This is a genomic window from Flavobacterium notoginsengisoli, assembly GCF_014207905.1.
GTDB classification, from domain to species: domain Bacteria; phylum Bacteroidota; class Bacteroidia; order Flavobacteriales; family Flavobacteriaceae; genus Flavobacterium; species Flavobacterium notoginsengisoli_A.
In genome coordinates this window covers 397,269-417,583 of sequence record NZ_JACHLB010000003.1, presented here as the reverse complement: position 1 = coordinate 417,583, position 20,315 = coordinate 397,269, and the positions used below count along the sequence as shown (strand labels likewise).

At 32.8% G+C, this 20,315-nt stretch carries 12 protein-coding genes; 8 read left to right on the top strand and 4 right to left on the bottom strand.

The annotated features are described in order from the left end of the window. Positions 1 to 100: 100 nt before the first annotated feature. Both HNP35_RS12070 and HNP35_RS12065 read right to left on the bottom strand, forming a co-directional pair. Positions 101 to 1,585: a glycosyl hydrolase gene (locus HNP35_RS12070; protein WP_184162089.1), complete on the bottom strand. Its 1,485-nt coding sequence runs from the start codon at positions 1,583 to 1,585 to the stop codon at positions 101 to 103. A gap of 207 nt (positions 1,586 to 1,792) precedes the next feature. Continuing rightward, on the bottom strand, positions 1,793 to 2,665 hold the full coding sequence (locus tag HNP35_RS12065) for a lysophospholipid acyltransferase family protein (protein WP_184162086.1): 873 nt from the start codon (positions 2,663 to 2,665) through the stop codon (positions 1,793 to 1,795). 112 nt (positions 2,666 to 2,777) lie between these two features. On the opposite strand from HNP35_RS12065, the gene HNP35_RS12060 reads away from it, so the two are divergent. Further along, positions 2,778 to 3,416: a rhomboid family intramembrane serine protease gene (locus tag HNP35_RS12060; protein ID WP_184162083.1), complete on the top strand. Its 639-nt coding sequence runs from the start codon at positions 2,778 to 2,780 to the stop codon at positions 3,414 to 3,416. A gap of 52 nt (positions 3,417 to 3,468) precedes the next feature. Continuing rightward, entirely contained in the window at positions 3,469 to 4,158 is a 690-nt protein-coding gene (locus tag HNP35_RS12055) for an SIMPL domain-containing protein (protein ID WP_184162066.1), read from the top strand. 65 nt (positions 4,159 to 4,223) lie between these two features. On the opposite strand, the gene HNP35_RS12050 is transcribed toward HNP35_RS12055, so the two are convergent. Continuing rightward, positions 4,224 to 5,453, bottom strand: a complete 1,230-nt coding sequence (locus tag HNP35_RS12050) for a sensor histidine kinase (RefSeq protein WP_184162063.1) — start codon at positions 5,451 to 5,453, stop codon at positions 4,224 to 4,226. 401 nt (positions 5,454 to 5,854) lie between these two features. Between HNP35_RS12050 and HNP35_RS12045 the strand changes: the two genes are divergently transcribed. The 6 genes from HNP35_RS12045 (at position 5,855) to HNP35_RS12020 (ending at position 18,487) form a co-directional block, all read left to right on the top strand. Beyond that, complete coding sequence (locus tag HNP35_RS12045) at positions 5,855 to 9,172, top strand: ligand-binding sensor domain-containing protein (RefSeq protein ID WP_184162060.1); 3,318 nt, start codon at positions 5,855 to 5,857, stop codon at positions 9,170 to 9,172. A gap of 120 nt (positions 9,173 to 9,292) precedes the next feature. After that, positions 9,293 to 9,553, top strand: a complete 261-nt coding sequence (locus HNP35_RS12040) for a helix-turn-helix domain-containing protein (protein WP_184162057.1) — start codon at positions 9,293 to 9,295, stop codon at positions 9,551 to 9,553. A gap of 176 nt (positions 9,554 to 9,729) precedes the next feature. Then, complete coding sequence (locus HNP35_RS12035) at positions 9,730 to 12,699, top strand: SusC/RagA family TonB-linked outer membrane protein (RefSeq protein WP_184162055.1); 2,970 nt, start codon at positions 9,730 to 9,732, stop codon at positions 12,697 to 12,699. A gap of 14 nt (positions 12,700 to 12,713) precedes the next feature. Further along, positions 12,714 to 14,456, top strand: a complete 1,743-nt coding sequence (locus HNP35_RS12030; protein ID WP_184162052.1) for a RagB/SusD family nutrient uptake outer membrane protein — start codon at positions 12,714 to 12,716, stop codon at positions 14,454 to 14,456. Positions 14,457 to 14,728: 272 nt separating this feature from the next. Then, positions 14,729 to 16,522: an alkaline phosphatase gene (locus HNP35_RS12025; protein WP_184162050.1), complete on the top strand. Its 1,794-nt coding sequence runs from the start codon at positions 14,729 to 14,731 to the stop codon at positions 16,520 to 16,522. Between the two features lie 183 nt (positions 16,523 to 16,705). After that, a complete protein-coding gene (locus HNP35_RS12020) occupies positions 16,706 to 18,487 on the top strand; it encodes a mechanosensitive ion channel family protein (protein WP_184162047.1) in 1,782 nt (593 codons plus the stop codon). A gap of 261 nt (positions 18,488 to 18,748) precedes the next feature. Here HNP35_RS12020 and HNP35_RS12015 read toward each other — a convergent pair whose 3' ends face one another. After that, positions 18,749 to 20,149 (bottom strand): alkaline phosphatase, encoded by a 1,401-nt coding sequence (locus HNP35_RS12015; RefSeq protein WP_184162043.1) that lies wholly within the window; start codon positions 20,147 to 20,149, stop codon positions 18,749 to 18,751. Between the last annotated feature and the right edge of the window lie 166 nt (positions 20,150 to 20,315).

The following is a 20,315-nucleotide window of genomic DNA, read 5'->3' as shown; positions in this document are numbered from 1 at the left end:
TTGCAAAATCAGACGTTCCTACGGAACGTAAAAATATGATAATGTATTTTTTTTCTACCGACGAATTGTTCTAATGGAACAAAATAGGGTTGTTGAAATTTTAATTTTTAATGATTTTCATCGATTTTTCAATTTTTCCGTAAACAGCATTTACAATATAAACACCTTTTGGAAGTCTGTCACCGATTTTTATATCTTGATTTGTAAAATAAGAATCTGAGGTATAAACTGTTTTTCCGTTCATATCTATAACTCTCAATTTAACTGATTCATTTTCTGTTGATTTAATATGTAGAATCGATTGATTTTTTACCGGATTTGGATAAATTGTGAAGCTGTCTTTTTCTAAAACATCATCTTTTACTCCAAGATTAGCCGCAGCAATATCAATGTAATTAAAATTAAAATCATTGGATTTGAATTTAATCTTTAAATAAACTTCGCCCTTTGGTAATGTAACTCCATTTACAACTTTATTGGCATAAGTTTGCCAATCTCCAGTTGCAGGAAATACTTCGTCAGTTTTTACCACGACATCGTTTACAAGAATATCAAATTTTCCTTCAAGAACTGGAGATGCAACTCTAAAAGTTAAGTTGTAAGTTCCGGCATCGACAACATTTAGCATGAATTCGTTCCAATCACCTTCGTTAATGTAACAAACATTTTGTCCTGTATTTGAATCTGTAGTGGCTTGCAGTCCAGTTCCTTTTCTTCTATAATGTTTATTGGCGACAACACGCCCTGGAACAGTGACTTTTTTTGTTGTGTAAGGAACATTAATATATTCTGTACCAATTGGTCTTAAAACACCACTTGTAGAACTTAATAATTGCCCTTCTAACATATCTGTCCAAGTCGGATTTACTCTGCCAGAAAACCAAGAATAACGAAAGATATCAGGATCGTTTTCAAAATTGGTTAAAATATCTTTCATAAAGGCAGTTTTATCTGCTGCACTCTGAATAACTCTATTGGCAAATTCAGTAATCCAAAGCGGTTTATTGAATTTTTTAAGAAGACTAGTCACACCAATTACAGAACCTGCAGTAGCATCATAAGTATGAAAAGCAATATAATCGACTTTGCAATTTGGACATAACTGGAAAAACTGTGTATGCCAAACTATCGGATCTGAAATTCCACCATAATTGCTAGGGCCATTATAAGCTGGTGATGCGCTAATAATTTCTAGATTTTTTGCAGCAGCTATTTTTTCAATATTTGCCCAAGCATTAACGGCTTCTTGTGGTGTTAATCTAGCGCCATCATTAAAATTAGGCTCATTAAAAGCAAGTAAATATTTTGCTCCAGGCTTAATTTTATTAATGAATGTCTGAACATCTGTATCGTTGATTTTTCCCCATGCCATAGGAACAAATTCAACTCCCAAAGATTCATAATCTGCATTAAGAGCGGTTTCTGGTTCTGGTGACCAATTGTACCACCAAGAAAGACCAGGTTTTAGAGCCAGCATGTCTGCTTTAGAATGACCTCCATAAGCAATACCTCGTTTCGGACTTTGAGCTGAAATCGCCGAAAACAGAAATAATGCTAAAACTGTAAAAAGTAATTTTTTGATCATGGTTAATGATTTTTTTGGTTTTTTTTAGATAATTAGAGAATGTCAAATTTAAATTGTTTCCTTTTTTTATCCATTCAAAAAAATCATTACAAAAACACATCAAATCTTCTTTATAGCGCTTAAATTGAAGAATTGCGCCACATTCAAAAGAAAAATCCGAAAAGCAAAAGATAACTTTTCGGATTTTTGACATTGATATTTTGAGTATTATTTAACGCGGTGTTTCCATCTTTTATGTGTCCATAAATAGAATTCGGGCACTTCTAAAATCTGTTTTTCGACTTCTTTTAAATACATTTCAGTAATTTCGAAATCAGGAAAATCTTTAGGATTATCTGCAAGCGAAAGAAATGTAGCTTCATAAAATCCTCTTTTAACCTTTTTTACTTTAACCATAATAACAGCTAAATCGTATTTTTTTGCCAGCATTTCGGCTCCAGTATGCACAGGAACTTCAACTCCCATAAATTTCATAGAGTGGAAAATTCGATCCAATTTTGGAGATTGATCACTTGCTAAACCATACATAGCCAAAACTCCATTACGCTGATTTTGCGCCATTGTTGGAATGGCTTTTCTGGTTTCGATCATTTCTGTATTGTATTTTGAACGGATTTTTCGAACCAATTTATCAAAATATGGATTGGCAAGTTTTTTATAAACCGCAACTCCTTGAAATCCAAGTTTAGGATTTATCGTTAGAAGCCATTCGTAACTTGCATAATGAGAAGCTACAAGAATTACGCTTTTCCCTTTTTTTGCATAATCCAGAACTAGATCAATATTGGTAACATGAAATCTTCTTTCCATTTCTTCTGGAGACATGCTCATCGTTTTTACCATTTCTAGAAACATATCGCACATATGGCGGTAGAATTTCTTTTCTACGTCTTTTCTTTCAGCATCGTTTAAATGAGGCAGAGCAAGTGCTAAATTTTCGCGAACTACTTTTTTACGATATCCGATAACTCTGTAAATTAGAAAATATACAAAATCTGAAAACAGGTAAAAAATAGGAAAAGGTAATATAGAGATAAGCCAAAGTAAAGGATAGGCTAAAATATAAACGAGAAACTGCATGTAGCTTTTTTTTACAAAGATAAATTAAAAATGATTAATCTTCGATATTTTGGTTTGATGCTAACTTATCTTTAAGAATGATTATATTTACCATTCACAATAATAATTATTTATGAATATTTTTTTAGCAGGGATTATAGTTGCCAACGCTGTTATTAGTTACAAAGGTTTTAATGATCTTTCTTTTTTTAGAAAGTACGAATTTCACGTAGGAAGCATTCGTTCGGGAGAGCAGATTAGAATGTTGTCTTCTGGGTTTTTGCATGTTGATATGATGCATTTAATCTTTAATATGCTGACACTTTATTTCTTTGCTCCGGTTGTCTTATCGTGGCTAGGAACATTTTCTTTTATTCTGATTTATTTTGGGAGTTTAATTTTTGGAAATCTTCTTACGATGATGTTTCATAAAAACGATTACAGCTATCGTGCCGTTGGAGCATCTGGTGCTGTTACGGGAGTTTTGTATTCGGCAATATTGCTACAGCCTAATATGATGCTAGGCGTATTTTTTGTCATTCCGATGCCAGCATATATTTTTGGTATTGTGTATTTATTATACTCGATTTACGGAATGCGCGCTAAAAATGACAATATTGGGCACACAGCGCATTTTGGCGGTGCTATAGGCGGTTATTTGATTACTTTGATAAAAGAACCTTCGTTATTTACAGATAATACTTTAATGGTTATTTTACTGGCTATACCAATTATCATACTTTTTGGAATGGCAAAATTGGGGAAATTATAATGCTTGGCACAACTTTTGAAAAGCTTTAATCAAATATTAAAATTTAACAAAAATGAAAAAACTAGTATTATTTTTAACAATCATGTTTATGACTATGTCTTACGGCCAGGAAATCAAACAAATACCTCTAATCAATGTAAATGGGGAAGGAAAAGTAAAAGTAACACCTGATCAAGTTTGTATTTCAGCTACGGTTGAAACAAAAGGGAATAATGCTAAAGACGTTAAAAAACAAAACGACGAAAAGATGGATGCTGTTTTAAAATTCATCAAAAAAATGAATATTCCAACAGCAAATTTCAAAACTAAACAAGTTGCTCTTAATCCGCAGTATGATTATGAGAAAAAGAAAACTTCTTATAATGCTACTCAAACGGTAGAAATCGTAGTTAAAGATTTGTCTAAATACGACGAATTGATGGAAGGTTTGGTTCAGCAAGGAATTAACCGAATCGACCGAGTAACTTTTGAATCTTCAAAAGAAACGCAATTGCAGGTTGAAGCTAGAAAATTAGCAATGAAAGACGCTAAAGCAAAAGCAGAAGATTACGTTTCGGTTTTAGGACAAAAAGTTGGTAAAGCTTTTACAATTTCTGATAACACTCAGGTGTATCATCCACAACCAGTTTATGCTGCGATGAGAATGAAAGAAGCCGATTCAATGGGAGCTTCTAATGAAACTTTAGCTATTGGCGAAATCGAAATTACGGCAAATGTTAGCGTAAGTTTTGTATTAGAATAAACGAAATAAAATTCCAATATTTAAAAATCCAAATTCCAATTTAAAACTGGAATTTGGATTTTTTTTTAGATATTTTCAAGTGGCAACGTAAATTTGAAAGTACTGCCTTCTCCAGCTTCACTTTCAACCCAGATTTTACCGTTATGAATTTTAATAAATTCACTGCAAAGAAGCAATCCTAAACCGCTTCCAGTTTCATTTTCGGTGCCTTTTTGTGTCACTTTCTCATTAATTCTAAACAAATTCTCTTTGATAGAATCGGGAACTCCAATTCCGTTATCTGTAATAGAAAATTTTGCTTGTTGGTTTGCTTTCAGTAGTTTGATTTTAATTTCACCATTTTTTTCTGTAAATTTAATGGCGTTGCTGAGTAAATTTCGCAAAATAGTTCCAATCATATTTTTATCTACTTCGGCATCAATTTGATCGGTTGATTCAAAGATTAGTTTTATGTTTTTGTTTAATGCAGCATTTTTACTTAATTCCAGATTTTCTTTGATTAAGGTATTCAGTGTTAATCTTTTGGGAGAAAAAGTAATCATGCCCGTTTGTACGCGCGACCATTCTAATAAATTTTCTAACAACTTGTAAATGTTTTTATTAGACTCATGCTGCATCTCCGAAATTTCTCTAATTTCTTCTCTAGAATAATCTTCAATATTTTCTAGAAAAAGCTCAGAAAGTGAAACAGACGATCCTAACGGTCCTCTTAAATCATGCGATATAATTGAAAAAAACTGATTTTTATCGTCTAGAAGCTTCTGAATTTTTTGATCTTGTTTTTCTTTCACCAAAAGTAAAAAACCTACGATTCCGATAAGTGACAGCAAAAACAGACAAATACTGTACAAACTGTCTAAAGTGCCATAAGAAATAACTTTGTCCTCTGGATATAGATATCTGTAAATGGTTCTTATTAAAATTAAAACTTCAAATCCGCCATAGCATAGAACGTAGAAGGTCTTAAAAAAGCCTTTGTCCTTTTCTGTTAGATACAGAATAGTTGGAATTAAATAGATGGCAAAAACTGCAATACCAGCAATTACAACACGTGAATTCATATCGGCTCCGAGAAAAGTCCCGATATTGAAAGCTAAAATAGTAATAATGGTTATAGCGATTTGTAAGTTAAACTGTCTCTTAGCTTTTGTCTTGATGAGTGCCAGCATAGCAATTGTTTCAAGACAACAAGCAACAAGAATCATAGAGTTGGCGATATTAATCGAAGTGAAATCGCTAATAATATTTCGCAAAAGGGCAAATATCCATGCTACGGTTAATATTAATTTACCCAAGCCGAAAATTTTTAATATTTTTTTGTTGTCGCTTGTAGCGTAAGAAAAGGAGTAGCTAAAAATTAAAATGCAAGTAAAAAAATTACCCCAGAAATAAAGTAGAAAAATGGTTTTGGGGTCTACAGGGAAAAGTTGGAACATTATTGACTTTTGCTTTTTGAAATCTAATTCGCAAATATACGAAATAACTCAAGAAATGAGAGTATTACGGTCATTAAGATAAGATTATGATGTGTTTTCTTTTGTTTAATAAATTTTAATATTTCTAAAACTTGTTAAATTTTTCTGTTGAATTTGCTTTCTGAGTTACTCAGTTTGCATTTGGACCGTTTTTTAATTTAACATACAATTTATGTTTAAGTTAACTTGCGATTGTATACTTGCGAGTTAAATTACACGCAATGACTAGGGCAATACTATTATTATTTCTTTTTACACAATATTCATTTGGACAACAAATAAAATTCGAAAACTTTACAACCAATCAAGGATTATCCAACAATTCTGTAGTGGATATAGAAAGTGATAATGATGGAGGACTGTGGATTGCAACTTGGGACGGACTCAACTATTTTGATGGTTATAATTTTAAGATTTTTAAAAATAATTTTAATAATCTTAAAAGCATTTCGAGCAATTATATTACCAAGTTAAAAAAAGATAAATCTGGAAAAATCTGGATTATGACTAAAGAAGGTGATATAAACTGTTATATTGGTAATGAAGAGTTTAAGGAATTTGAGTTTAAAACGCCACCAAAAAATCTCTATCTATCTCAAAAAGGTAATATTGTGGTCGAAACTGAAAAAAAGTATTTCGAATACAAAAACAATTCTTTTGTAGAAACCGCTGTAAATAATGTCAGAAAAACAAATTTCGCAAATTTAAAAAACATACTGCTTCAGAATTATCCTAAACTTCAAATAAATGACATTCTAAGAGATAAATCGGGAAATATCTGGTTTGCAACCCGTGAAAATGGATTGTACATTATTACAAACGAAAATAAAATAGAACACCTTACAGCCGATTTATATGCGCCTTATTCATTTAAAAACAACGAAATAGAAGCGCTTCATCTTGATGATTTTGGGAATGTTTGGTTAGGACAAAAAGACGGAGGTTTAAGTATGGCTTTTAGTGGTTCTGAAAAAATAAATTCAATTGTTCCCCATCCTTTAAAAGAGCCAAATCTTCCAGATGAAACAATTAGAGCTATTACTAAAGATAATACAGGAAAAATCTGGTTGGGATATTACACAAGAGGACTTTACTGTTATAATGATAAAAGCCAAGTTTTTGAAAAATTTAAAATTGCAAAAGCATCTTCACATCCTGATTGGGAACGTGTTAGAAGTCTGTTTACATCAAGTGATGGCAATATATGGGCAGGAACTTACGGTGGAATTCTAAGGATTTCTGGTAATAAATGCACGAGCTATGAGACAGCAAACAGTGAGGGAGCTTCTATTAAAAGATGTTATTCTATAATTGAAGATCAAAACAAACAATTATGGATGGGATGCTGGGGTGGTTTAGCTAAATTTAACTTGGTAACAGGAAAGTTTGAAAAATTTAAAGGACAGGAATTACTAAGCAAGTTTCATATTAGGAATGTCAAAAAAGACAATCAAAACCTGATACTTTCAACTGAAAATAGTGGTGTTGTTGTTTTTAATTTAAAAACTAATGCTTTAAAAAAAATCTCCACAAAAAATGGAATTTTAGGCAATAGTATTTATTCTGTTTTTGTCGATAAAGAGTTAGATAATTATTGGATTGCGTCTCTTGGTGGCGTAACAGTTTTTAATAAAAAAAATGGTGTTATAAGAAACATTACAGAGGTAGAAGGATTGCCAAGTCATATGGTGTACGGACTGATTGATACTGGTAATAAAGTTTGGGTTAGCACGACAAAAGGAATTGCTTCTATTGATAAGAAAAACTACAGTGTTAAGTCCTACAATCCAGATTATGGGTGGCAAGCACCAGAATTTTCAGAAGGTGCATATTATCAGGATTCTAAAGGGAATTTGTTTTTTGGAGGTGTAGAAGGTCTTAATTATTTTAATCCAGCAACTATTTATGCTAGTAATTCAAAAGCAAAAATAAAATTGAAAATTGATGGTGTTGAAAATTCGAAAGCATCAATTGAAAAAAGTTTTAGTAATAATAGATTAGAAATAGAAGTAATTCCGATTCTTTTTCCTCGAAATAATAAAGCTGCCATTTATTATAAATTGGAAGGACGGGATGAAAATTGGATTCCTTTGCCTTCCAATAATAAGATAGAATATTCGAATCTTTCTTCAGGCGAGTACAATTTTTTCGTTAAACAAGGAAAAAATGGAAAACCAGAACCGGTCCTGTTTTCTCTTCATATAGGAAAAGCTTTTTACGAATCGATTTTGTTTTACATACTGCTTTCAGGATTTATTCTTCTTGTTTGTATTATAGTGGTTTATGTTAAAAATAAAGCCTCTCTAGCGCAGCAAAAATATCTGGAAGAACTTGTAGCGACAAGAACTGCCGTTATCGAAAATCAGAAAAAGGAAATGGAAGCGGTTAATGAAGAATTGGACGAAAAGAATAAAAAAATTCTAGAACAAAAAGAAAAACTGCTGATTCTTCATAGTAATTTAAAAAAGGAAAATTTTGAAATAGAAAAGTTTAAAACCTTCATGCTTGCGGAGTTTCAAGAACCCATTTCTAGAATAATTAAGATTTCCAATGCATTTAAAAAGGATACAGAAATACATCGTGATTTAATTGTTCAATCTGGTAAATTAGTAAAACTTATTTCAGAATGGAACTACCTCGAACATGTAAAAGACCTTGGACCAATAAAAAAATCAGCGACAAGTCTATTTCCTGTTTTTAGAAATAATGTCGAAAAATTGAAGAAAGAATTGCAGCAAAATGAAGTGAATTTTAATTGCGAAATTGATAATTCTGATTGTTTTGCGTCTGTAGATGTTTTACGTTTAAAATTGGCAATGCAATATCTTTTTAACGATTTGAGCAAATATTCAGATAAAGATAGCAACCTAAATATCGCCATTATTTACGAACAGAATTGTATCGAAATTAAAGCCGTTTCGGACAGTATTATTTTAAAGGATAATTGGTACAATATTTCTCATTACAGTCCATATTTTAAAGCCCTTCAAGTATTACTGCAGGATTTGGAAGCAGAGTTAATTCCGTTTTCAGAAGAAGATTTTAGGATAATGCTACGTATTCCGATAGAAAATGTAAATCCTGATACTCAGTTCAAAGAAACAATTTCATGGAAAAATTTCAATTATCCAGATCAATTTGCAACTGATAAAAAATGTTTGTTAGTTTTTGGAGATTCATACAATAATCCTGCTGCAAGTCAGGTTTTGGACAGCGAAAATTTCAATTTGATTTTTGAGAATTCGGTTTCCAATTTAAATGCGGTAATGAAACAAATCGATATTTCGGCTTTGGTTTTATATCAAACCGAATTTTCTAAAAAACTAATTGACTTTTTAAAATCAAATAGAGACAATTCGAATATCAGAATACCAATGATTTATATTTCTGAAGATATCAATTACGAATTGAACGAACAATTATTAGAAATGGGTATCGAAACTCATATACAGCTTCCTGCCAGTGCGTCATTCGTTAGAAAAAAAATCGATAGTCTAATCAATCAAAATATTGAACCGCTGAGAGAGCATAAAATTTAGGAGAAAATATTTGAGATTCTAACAGAAGACAGCGAACACGTAACGGCGAATGAAAGACTTTTAAGAAGAGCTTTAGAAATTATAAAGGATCAACTTCAGAATCCATCTTTTAATGTCGAAATGCTAGGAGAAGAATTGGGCATTTCGCGCGTAAAATGTTACCGCATATTCAAAGAAACTTTAAACCAATCTCCTTCAGATATTTTAATGTCACTTCGTTTGCAAAAGGCTGAGGTTTTATTAAAAACCAAACGATTGAACATATCTGAGATCAGTTTTGAGTGTGGATATAATGATCCAAAATACTTCGGACGCTCGTTTAAAAAGTATTTTGGGAAAACGCCAAAGGAATTCAAAGAATTTAAGGAGTACTCTGCTTAAGATTTCTGTTAGCCCTGTATTTGTAGAAAGTTAGGACAATGTTAATGTGCAATATTCCTCTTTTTTGCGATCAATTTTATTCCAAATTGAATTAAAAGTCCTCTTTTGAAAAACAAAAATCCTCCCTTTGGAGGTGTCGTTAAAATACTTTTGGCAAAACAAAAAAAGTAATTTAAATGAAAAAAATTTATGCATTGTTAATTCTTGCTTTAGGATGTATGTCATATTCCTACTCGCAGGTATCAGTATCAGGAGCGGTGGTTTCTGAGGCAGAAAAAATACCCGTACCAGGGGTTTCTGTATATGTAAAAGGAGAACCAAAAGGAGCTGTAACTACAGACTTCGACGGAAATTTTCAAATTAAAGCACAAATCAATCAAGGTGTTTTAGTTTTTTCTTATGTAGGATTTCAAACTAAAGAAGTTCCTTTTTCTGGAAATCAAAAATTAAATGTTTCTCTAGCCGAAGAGGTTAGTACTTTAAATGAAGTAGTTGTTGTTGGTTACGGTTCTCAAAAAAGATCGGATGTAACGGGAGCAATTGGTTCTGTAAAAAGTGAAAATTTTAATAAAGGAGTTGTTACCAATGCAGGACAATTGATTCAAGGTAAAGTTGCCGGAGTTAACGTTACAGCCGCAAGTGGTGAGCCTGGAGCAAATCAAGACATCATTATTCGTGGAGTTGGAAGTTTACGTTCTGGAACAACACCTCTTTATGTTGTAGACGGTTTTGCTTTGGATAATAGTGGTAATGGAGTGGCTTCAAATCCTTTAAATTTTATCAATCCGCAAGATATCGAAAGTATAGACGTACTTAAAGATGCATCTGCATCTGCAATTTACGGTTCTAGAGCTGCAAATGGAGTTGTGGTAATTACAACTAAAAAAGGATCAAAAGGAAGAACACAAATCAATCTTTCTATGACGACTGGTTTTTCTTCATTGGCTAATAAAGTAGATGTTTTTAGCGCAGACGAATTTAGAAAACAAGTTGCAGCTGTAAACGGAACACTTCAAGATGGCGGTGCCAATACAAATTGGCAAGATGAATTAACAAGAACTGGGGTTTCTCAAAATGTTAATTTAACAATGAGCGGAGGAACAGATAAATCAACTTATTCGGCTTCTCTTGGTATGGATAATCAAGAAGGTGTTTTAAGAAATAGTGATTTAAAACGTTATTCTGGACGTGTGAATTTAAGTCAAAAAGCATTAGATGATAAATTTAATGTTACGTTCAGCCTTACAGGAACTAAACTTGAAAATTCTAGACCAGATGCAAGAGGAGTTGTTGGAAATATGCTGACAATGAATCCAACAGACGCTGTTTATGTAAACGGACAACCAAATACTAATTTAAGCAATGATGTTTTAAATCCGCTAATTAGCGAAAGAATCTATTCTGATTTTACAAACAACAATCGTATTTTGGCTAATATCTCTCCATCTTACGAATTCATTAAAGGGTTAACGTATAAATTTAACCTTGGAGTTGATTATTCAATGTCTGAAAGAGATATTCAAGTATTGCCTTATTCTTCGGCTACAAATACAACTTTAGGTTCTTTAAATAATATTGTTTCTACCAATAATAATACTTTATACGAGAATACTTTAACGTATAATTTTAATGTAAAAGATCACAGTTTTACGGTTTTAGCAGGTCAATCTTACCAAAAAATCCAATTGAACCAAAAGAGCTATAATTTATCTGGATTCCCTGATAACGGTGTAGAACCAAAAAATCAGATTGAAACAGCAAGTGAGCGTACAACACAATCTTCATCTGCAATCGAAAATGAATTACAGTCTTTCTTCGGAAGATTAAACTATGGTTACAACAACAAATATTTAGTAACCGCGACAATGCGTGCTGACGGTTCTTCTAAATTTGGAAAAAACAATAGATACGGATATTTTCCATCTGTTGCATTAGGTTGGAATATTACTAAAGAAAACTTTTTACAAGATTCTGAAACGATAAACAATCTTAAATTAAGAGCAAGCTGGGGACAAACTGGTTCTCAAGAAATTCCTTCTAAAATTACAAAAGCAAGTTATACAGAAAGTAATACAGGAAACGATACATATCCGTTAGATCCTTCTGCTACAGACTTGAGCGGTTACCCTTATGGTTCAATCTATACTCGTTTGGCTAATCCTAATATTCAATGGGAAGTTTCTACACAAGCAAACATTGGTTTAGATTTTAGTTTATTCAACAATAGATTATCAGGTACGTTAGATTATTTTAATAAAGTTTCAGATAATATTTTATTAGAAGTTGCACCAACAGATCCGATTCAGCCTACATCAAAATATTGGACAAACATTCCAAATATGGAGATTAAAAACAATGGTATTGAGGTTGCTTTAGATTACAGCAGTGACAAAAGCAAAGATTTCTCATACAGCATTGGTGGAAACATTTCTTTTACAAACAATAAAGTAGAGAATTCTCCTTATAAAATCTTAACTACTGGTGGTGCACAAGGAGGTGGACAATCTGGAGCAACTATTAACGGTGTACTTAACGGACAACCAATTGGTTCTTTCTACATGCTTAACTTCACAGGAATTGGTTCTAATGGTTTAAACCAATTTGCAGATACAAACGGAGACGGACAAATTTTGGATGATGATCGTATTGTTGCAGGAAGCGCTTTACCAGATTATATCTACGCTTTTTACTTGAATTTGAAATATAAAAATTTCGATTTTGGAGCGAACTTTAATGGTGCTGGTGGAAATAAAATATACAACCACGTTGCAATGTCTTCATTCAACAGAGGAAGTTTAGCAAATTCTTTCAATACTACAGACAGAGCTTCTCAATATTTAAACGAAGCTTCTACAAACTCTAATACCGTTTCTACGAGATATTTAGAAGACGGAAGTTTCTTAAGATTAAACAATGCTACTCTAGGATATAATTTAAATCCAAAATTAATCGGACTTACAGATGTTATGGATAATATCCGTCTTTCTATAACAGGACAAAATTTATTTGTAATTACGAAATATAGCGGTTACGATCCTGAAATTAATACAGGAACTTCAGTTGGGGATATTCAATCTTTCGGAATTGACTACTTCAGTTACCCAAGAAGCAGAACAATTGTATTTGGCTTAAACGTAGCATTTTAATAAAAAAACATAACATGAAAAATAAAGTAATAATAGCAGCTCTTGGATTAGGTTTGTTTTTAAACTGGAGCTGTACAGACTTAGAAGAAAAAGTGCTAGACGAATCCTTAAACGGAGGCGGACAAGCAGACGCAATCAGTGGTGCAATTGCTCCAGCGTATGGTCAATTAAAATCAACTTGGATTCATACTAACAATTTTGGTTTACAATTGATTGCAAGTGACGAAGGTATTTTACCATACAGAGGAGGAACAGATTGGTACGATGGAGGTAAATATTTAGCAGTACATGCGCACACTACTACACCAACAAATGATTTGGTTACAAGTACTTGGAATGAATTGACTAAAAATATTTCAAGAACTTTATCTGCTATTGAAGTTTTGACTCCTCTTGCAGAAGATGGAAATACAGAAGCAAAAGGAGCACTTTACGAAATGAAAGCACTTAGAGCTTATTTGAACATGATGACATTAGACAGCTGGGGACTTGTTTTCAAAAAAGAATCATCGGCTGCAACTTCTGAAATTCTTAGAGGTCAAGATGCTGTAACTTATATAGAAAACGAACTTTTGTCTGTTGCTGATGTAATTAACACAGATAAAGGACCAGGTAGAATGACGCAATCTGCGGTTTGGGGACTTTTAGCACGATTAAATTTAAATGCAGCGGTTTATAGAGATCCTTACGGAACACCTTCATTTACACCTGCAGATATGGATAAAGTAATCAAATACACAGATAACATTATTAATTCTGGAAAATTCACTTTATCACCTGAGTATTTTGATTTATTTGATGACGATAACAATTCTAACAAAGAAGTAATTTTTGCTTTAGATCAGCGTGGAGTTTTAAAAGACGAAAACAACCGTTGGGCTTATTGGTCAATTCCTGGATCGATGTTTCCAAGACCTGAATCTATTAACGCTGACGGAACTGACGGACCAGCAATTACTTCAGATTTTTATCAAACTTGGGTTGATGCTTACGGATCTGTAGATCCTGCAAACGCAGATTCTAGATTCTATAAAAACAATGCAAAAGTGCCAGATAACCTAAAAGATCTTACTGGTTTTTCTCCACTAAACGATCAGGATCATTACTACTGTGTAAAAGCAGAAGAGTTTGAAATTGACAGAGGAATTTTAAGAGGTGTGCCATGGGCTGCCAGAAAAGATGCAAACGGAGCATTCTATAAATGTGATACAGGATACAGAATTTATCCAGTAAAACAAATTAAAGGAAATGGTCCAGATAAAAACGTAGGTTATGTAAATCTTACTTTAAAAGTTGATTTTACTAATGAAGGAAGTACTCACGCTGCAGGTTACAGAGTTTCTAAATACCAATTTAGCCACACTTCTCCAGACGGAAATTACTACAGTAGTGTAGATATGGTATTATTGAGATATGCTGAAATTTTTATGATGCGCGCTGAAGCTAAATTAAGAAAAGGAGATACTGCTGGCGCACTTGCTGATATGAATACAGTAAGAACTTCTAGAACAGCTCGTGCTCCAATTCCAGCGGCGCTTCCAGCAATTAATTTGAATATTTTATATAGAGAATATGGTTTTGAGTTTTACTGGGAAGGTTTAAGAAGAAATACTCAAATTCGTTTTAGCCATTTCGAAGATAAATGGACTGAAAAATCAGATACTGATGTTAACAAAAGATTGTTCCCAATTCCTCAAGTTGCAATTGATGGAGCATCTAACACACCAGGATATTTAGTTCAGAATAAAGGATATTAAGTAAGTTGTTTTGTTGTGTTTAATATGAAGACTGTTAATGCTTAAGCAGTCTTCTTACGCTTAGTTGTTAAAAACAGGGTGGTTTTAGGACTTTTAAAATCCCCTGTTTTTTAATTTTTTTCTTCAAGAATTCACGTTCGTCTAGTAAAAATTTCGTGTTTCAAATCTGATTTGCCCTTTAGAAAAACCGAAATCTTTTTTTAGATCATTCACCTTTTTTGCCTCAAACCTACCGCTTTTTATTACCCAAATATTCATTAATTTATTTCAAAATGAAAACATCCGTTTTGTTCATTAGTCTGTTCCTGTCCTTAATTGGCGCAGTAAACCGATTATTCTCTCAAGAACAAGTTAAAATACATTCTCATAACGATTACAATCAGACCATTCCGTTTTGGAATGCCTATGCAAGTGGCGCAACTTCAATTGAAGCAGACATTTTTCTAAAAGACAATAATTTGTACGTTTCTCATGATCCGCAAGGAATTACAGCTTCAAGAACTTTAGAAGATTTGTATTTAAAGCCTCTAGAAACGGCTTTGAAAATGAATTTTAAAAAAGAACAGCAATTATTTTTTTTAATTGACATTAAAACTGAAGCTGTACCAACTCTTACGAAATTGGTTACTGTTTTAAGCAAATACGAATCCATTACAAAAAATAAAAACATTAAAATCATTGTATCAGGAAACAGACCAGACGCTGAAACTTATACAAAATATCCAGATTTTATTTTCTTTGATTTTCAAGAACTAGGAAAAACTATTTCAAAAGAAAATTGGTCAAAAGTAGCGATGGTTAGTGTTGATTATAAAAAATATTCTGTTTGGAATGGTTTAGGAAGATTAACGCATGAAGACAAAAACAAAATAAGTGCTGTTATCGCTAAAGCTAAAGAAACCAACAAACCGTTTCGTTTTTGGGGCGCTCCAGACACAAAAAGCGCTTGGAAAGCTTTTTTTGAATTAGGTGTAGACATTATCAACACAGATTCACCTTATAATTGCGTTCAATACATTCAAGCTTTGCCAAAGAGATTAATTACGGCGAGTAATTCTTCAAAAGTTTATAAGCCAACTTATAAAACAGACCAAAAAGACCAACAAGTTAAAAACGTTATTCTTTTAATTGGTGATGGGAATGGTCTTTCACAAATATCTTCTGCTGTTTTAGCAAATAATGGCGCTTTATCGGTAACACAATTAAAAAGTATTGGGTTTATAAAAACACAATCGGCAGACGATTTTACAACAGATTCTGCCGCAGCAGGAACAGCATTGGCAACAGGTCAAAAAACAAATAATAGAGCAATTGGAACCGATAGTTTGCGACAACCAATTCCTAACATTATGGAGGTTTTGCAAAAAAGAAAATATGCAACTGGTGTAATTACAACAGATGAAATCACTGGTGCAACTCCAGCAGCTTTTTATGCACACACAGAAGAAAGATCAAATACAGAAGAAATAGCTAAAGATTTATTAAAGAGTAAATTAAATCTGTTTGTTGGAGGCGGAGGAAAAACCTTTAAAAATACAGATCTAAATTCTAAATTTAAACTATTGAATTCAGTTAAAGAATTAGAAACAAGTAATGCAGATACAGCAGGAGTTTTTATTTCTGAAGGAAGAGTTCCGTCAGTTTTAGAAGGCAGAGGAGAGTTATTAGCCGATGCTACAAAATACAGTTTAGAGTTTTTAAACAAAAAGAAAAAGCCTTTTTTCCTAATGGTCGAAGGAGCACAAATTGATAGTTTCGGACATGTCAACAATGTAGGCGGAATCGTTTCTGAAACAATAGATTTTGATACTGCAATTACTCAAGCGTTACAATTTGCAGATAAAAACGAAGGAACTTTGGTAATTATTACCGCAGATCACGAAACTTCTGGATTTGCAATTCCGCAAGGAAATGTGAAAAAACATCAAATTGAAGGTGATTTTATCACAACTGACCATACGGCAACTATGGTTCCTATTTTTTCTTATGGACCTCATTCGCAAGATTTTCAAGGTGTTTATGAGAATAATGAAGTGTTTGCCAAAATCCTTTCATTATTAAAATAAATCGAATTATAGATTTAAAAAGACAGCCCCCATCTGTTTATAAAGCCCGTTAATTACTTTAGGTAGTGGCGGGCTTCTTATTTTTTTATTTTAAAAGAAAATGCTCTTTTTGTTTTTGAAAGGTTTTATTTCTCTTCTAGATTTCTTATTTTTAGTAGTTTAATTGCTAAAATAGATAAAACTATGATTTTAGGTATTAAACGTTTTCTATCTTCTTTATTGCTGTTGGTTTTAATTTTAAATTCAAATACAGCAAAATCTCAATTATTAGGTTCTTCAAAAGCTACTACAGAAGTACCCGCCAAAACTCCAGAAGATTCTTTGGGAAGAAGAACACCTCAAGGAACAGTAAACGGATTTATTAAAGCAATTGGAGATCAAAACTATTTGCGCGCCAGTCAGTATTTGGTCTTAAGTAAACGTTCGTATCGTAAAACAGCAGAAAGAATTCGAATTGTAAAAACGTTTCAGCAGTTATTAGATCAAGGCGGTAATTTATCTCCATCTTCAATTATTAGCAATAAAGAAACGGGTAGGATAGATGATGATTTGGCAACTGGTGTTGATCTTATCGGAAACATTACGACCAACAAATCGGCAATAAATCTATATGTAGAAAACCAATCAGATGACAGCCAGCCCGCTTTATGGCTTTTTTCAGCAGAAACAGTCGAAGCAATAATGGATGCCGATATTAAAGGAGAAAAGACGTTTTTAGATAGAGTGTTGCCTCATTATTTAATAGCAAAAAAACTTTGGAATATTCCGGTTGGACATTGGCTGGTTGTTGTAGTTATGACCGTAGTATCTTACCTGCTTTCAAGATTACTAATTTTTGTAATTGTTTTTCTTTTTCAAAAAATATCGAAAAGAGCTGCGAGCGAAAAAGGTGAAGCTATTATAGAAGCGTTTACATTGCCTGTTCAGATGTATCTGACCGTTCTTTTGTTTGTCGCATTTACCCAACGAATGGGAATTTCGATAGTAGTTCGTCAGCGTTTTAGTATCATTATAATTACAATAAGTATCGTTGCTTTTTTAATTCTGCTTTGGAGATTAACCGATTTTGTAAGCATGTTTACACGAAGCAGAATGAACAGACGCGGACGTATTTCGGCTGTTTCCGCAATTCTGTTTTTGAGTCGTACGACTAAAGTTGCCATTGTTTTTATTGGAATCATCGCCATACTCGGAATCATTGGTGTAGATGTAACAGCAGGACTTGCAGCACTTGGAATTGGAGGTATCGCATTAGCATTGGGAGCACAAAAAACGATCGAAAACTTCGTTGGAAGTGTTAGTCTTATTGCAGATCAGCCATTAAGAGTAGGAGATTATTGTCGTGTTGACGATATAAAAGGGACCGTTGAATCTATCGGAATGCGTTCTACAATGCTTCGTACTGCAGCGCGAACTATTGTTACTATTCCAAACGGACAATTGTCTGCCAGTAAAATAGAAAATTTTGCGCATCGCGACCGCTTCATCTTTAATCCGATTTTTAATTTTAGAATGGAAACTACTCCAGATCAGATGCGTTATTTATTAGTGGAGCTAAGATCTTTGCTTTATGCACATCCATCGGTTTTAAATTCAACTCCGGTTGTACGTTTTACAGGAATTACAAATGATGCATTAAAAGTTGAAATAACGTCTTATATTGAAGCTCCAAATTTTGAAATTTCTCAAGAAGTGCAAGAAGATCTTCTTTTAAGAATGATGGATATTATAGAAAAAAGCGGAACATCTTTGGCGCATCCAACTCAAACACTTTATATGGCACGAGATACTCCTCCGTCAAGCGAAAAATCTGCTGAGGTTTCTGAAACCGTTAAAAAATGGAAAGAAAATAATGAATTGCAGCTTCCTAAATTTGATCCAAAACGGGTTGAAGAACTGAAGAACAGTATCAAATATCCAGATAAAGGAAGTTTTAATCCAGATGAAAATAATGCTATAATTTAATATTATCCAGTTGGTTGAAATTAAGAAATACAATTTAACACATAGAAACATAGAATTTATTGTCAAGAAAAGAGATCAAAAGAAACCAGTTTCCAAACATAGCCTGCTATGTGCATTTAAATTAGTGAAACGCCTTTTTTAAGCTTCAAAATACTATCTTTCTATGTGTTTAAAATGATTATGCCCAATCGGTTTTATTAATTGCAACTATAAAAAAAGCGTTTAAAATCAACTTTTAAACGCTTCTTTATTTTATCAAAATTAAACAGACATTGCCGCTTCAAGCATTAAATAATGCATATCTGTATTTTTAACGAAAGGTTTTAAAAGTTCGCTTCCAGGACCAAAAGCAGCCAATTCTACGTAATCTCCTGAATGATCCATACTGATCCATCCGACGTTATTGTGTTTTTTCTGTATTTCTGAATACGCTTTAAAAGGCAGTTTTTTATAATTGTACAAACCGTCTTCCAATTTTTCTAAACCAGAATAAAAATCCAATAAATGCTGTGCTTCTTGATCGCTCAAGCTTATTTTGTTAGTTTGATAAATCCAATCTTTAATTTGCTGGAGATTGAAATTACTGTGAATAGAATTTAGAATATATTCATTCGTGTATTTGTAATCGGCAATGCTATTGAATTTTTGTGTCGCTTCCGCACCATAAATAAGTCCCGGATTGGCATTGCCATGATCTGTTGTAATAATGACTAATGTTTCTTTATCATTTTCAGCAAAATCAATAGCCGTTTTCACAGCTTCATCAAATGCCAGCTGGTCGTGAATTAAAGCTGCAATGTCATTGGCGTGTGCAGCCCAATCGACTTTTCCTCCTTCAATTAAAAGTACAAAACCATCTTTATGATTTTTCATTTGGTCAATTGCCGCTTTACTCATTTCGGCAAGAGTTGGAGTATACTGTAATTCAGTTATATTAGCTCTATCAATAGAATAAGGTAAAGCTCCCGTAGAAAATATGCCTAAGGTTTTAGTGTCTTTTTTTAAATTTTCAAGTCCAGATTTGTCTTTTAAAATTTGATATCCTTTTTCTTGATAGATTTTGTAAATATCTTTTTTATCTTTTCTTTTCTCAGGATTGAAAAATTCATCTCCACCGCCCATCAAAACGTCTATGCCTAATTGCGCATATGTTTCTGCAATTTCACTTTCGGCATTTCGACTGTCCGAGTTTACGCAGAAACCCGCTGGAGTTGCATGCGTAATTGTAACTGTTGTAACACAGCCCGCTTTTTTTCCTGCATTTTTGAACTTCTGCCAAATAGGAAGATATTTTTCTCCATTTGGACCAACATTCAAAACACCATTTTTTACACGATATCCTCCTCCAAAAGAAGAACTCGCAGCCGCAGAATCGGTAACCGCAGAACTTGCAGAAGCTGTATCCATTAATGCTCTGGCAACTTTGTTTTCAGCGTACAAATTCATCCAATTGCCATTTTTGTTCAATATATTTTGAGAATATAAGTTGGCCATTTGAAGAGTTCCCGTACTCATTCCATCGCTAATAAGGAAAATTATATTTTTTGCTTTTTTGCTTTTTTTTGAAATGGATTCCAAATCATTTGAAAAAATGACTGTAGGGCTCATTACTGCCAGTCCGCTTAATAAAGTTGAGCCTTTAAGAAATCTACGTCTATTCATTTTTTATGAAGTTTAAATTTTAGGCAATTTAGTTTAAAAAACGCAATTAATGAAACATTGTTGCGTTAATAAAACATCATTTTTTAGAAAAGAAATATTTTTAAATTTTCAATTTTATTTAGGTTCAATTATCTGTAAATAAAATAAAAGTTTAATTTTACTTTTT

What these genes read in the sequence shown, in the direction of transcription:
- HNP35_RS12060 (WP_184162083.1), top strand. Translation starts at nt 2,778, where the DNA reads ATGAATATTTTTTTAGCAGGGATTATAGTTGCCAACGCTGTTATTAGT.
- HNP35_RS12065 (WP_184162086.1), bottom strand. Translation starts at nt 2,665, where the DNA reads ATGCAGTTTCTCGTTTATATTTTAGCCTATCCTTTACTTTGGCTTATC.
- HNP35_RS12030 (WP_184162052.1), top strand. Translation starts at nt 12,714, where the DNA reads ATGAAAAATAAAGTAATAATAGCAGCTCTTGGATTAGGTTTGTTTTTA.
- HNP35_RS12025 (WP_184162050.1), top strand. Translation starts at nt 14,729, where the DNA reads ATGAAAACATCCGTTTTGTTCATTAGTCTGTTCCTGTCCTTAATTGGC.
- HNP35_RS12020 (WP_184162047.1), top strand. Translation starts at nt 16,706, where the DNA reads ATGATTTTAGGTATTAAACGTTTTCTATCTTCTTTATTGCTGTTGGTT.
- HNP35_RS12015 (WP_184162043.1), bottom strand. Translation starts at nt 20,149, where the DNA reads ATGAATAGACGTAGATTTCTTAAAGGCTCAACTTTATTAAGCGGACTG.
- HNP35_RS12035 (WP_184162055.1), top strand. Translation starts at nt 9,730, where the DNA reads ATGAAAAAAATTTATGCATTGTTAATTCTTGCTTTAGGATGTATGTCA.
- HNP35_RS12070 (WP_184162089.1), bottom strand. Translation starts at nt 1,585, where the DNA reads ATGATCAAAAAATTACTTTTTACAGTTTTAGCATTATTTCTGTTTTCG.
- HNP35_RS12055 (WP_184162066.1), top strand. Translation starts at nt 3,469, where the DNA reads ATGAAAAAACTAGTATTATTTTTAACAATCATGTTTATGACTATGTCT.
- HNP35_RS12045 (WP_184162060.1), top strand. Translation starts at nt 5,855, where the DNA reads ATGACTAGGGCAATACTATTATTATTTCTTTTTACACAATATTCATTT.
- HNP35_RS12040 (WP_184162057.1), top strand. Translation starts at nt 9,293, where the DNA reads ATGCTAGGAGAAGAATTGGGCATTTCGCGCGTAAAATGTTACCGCATA.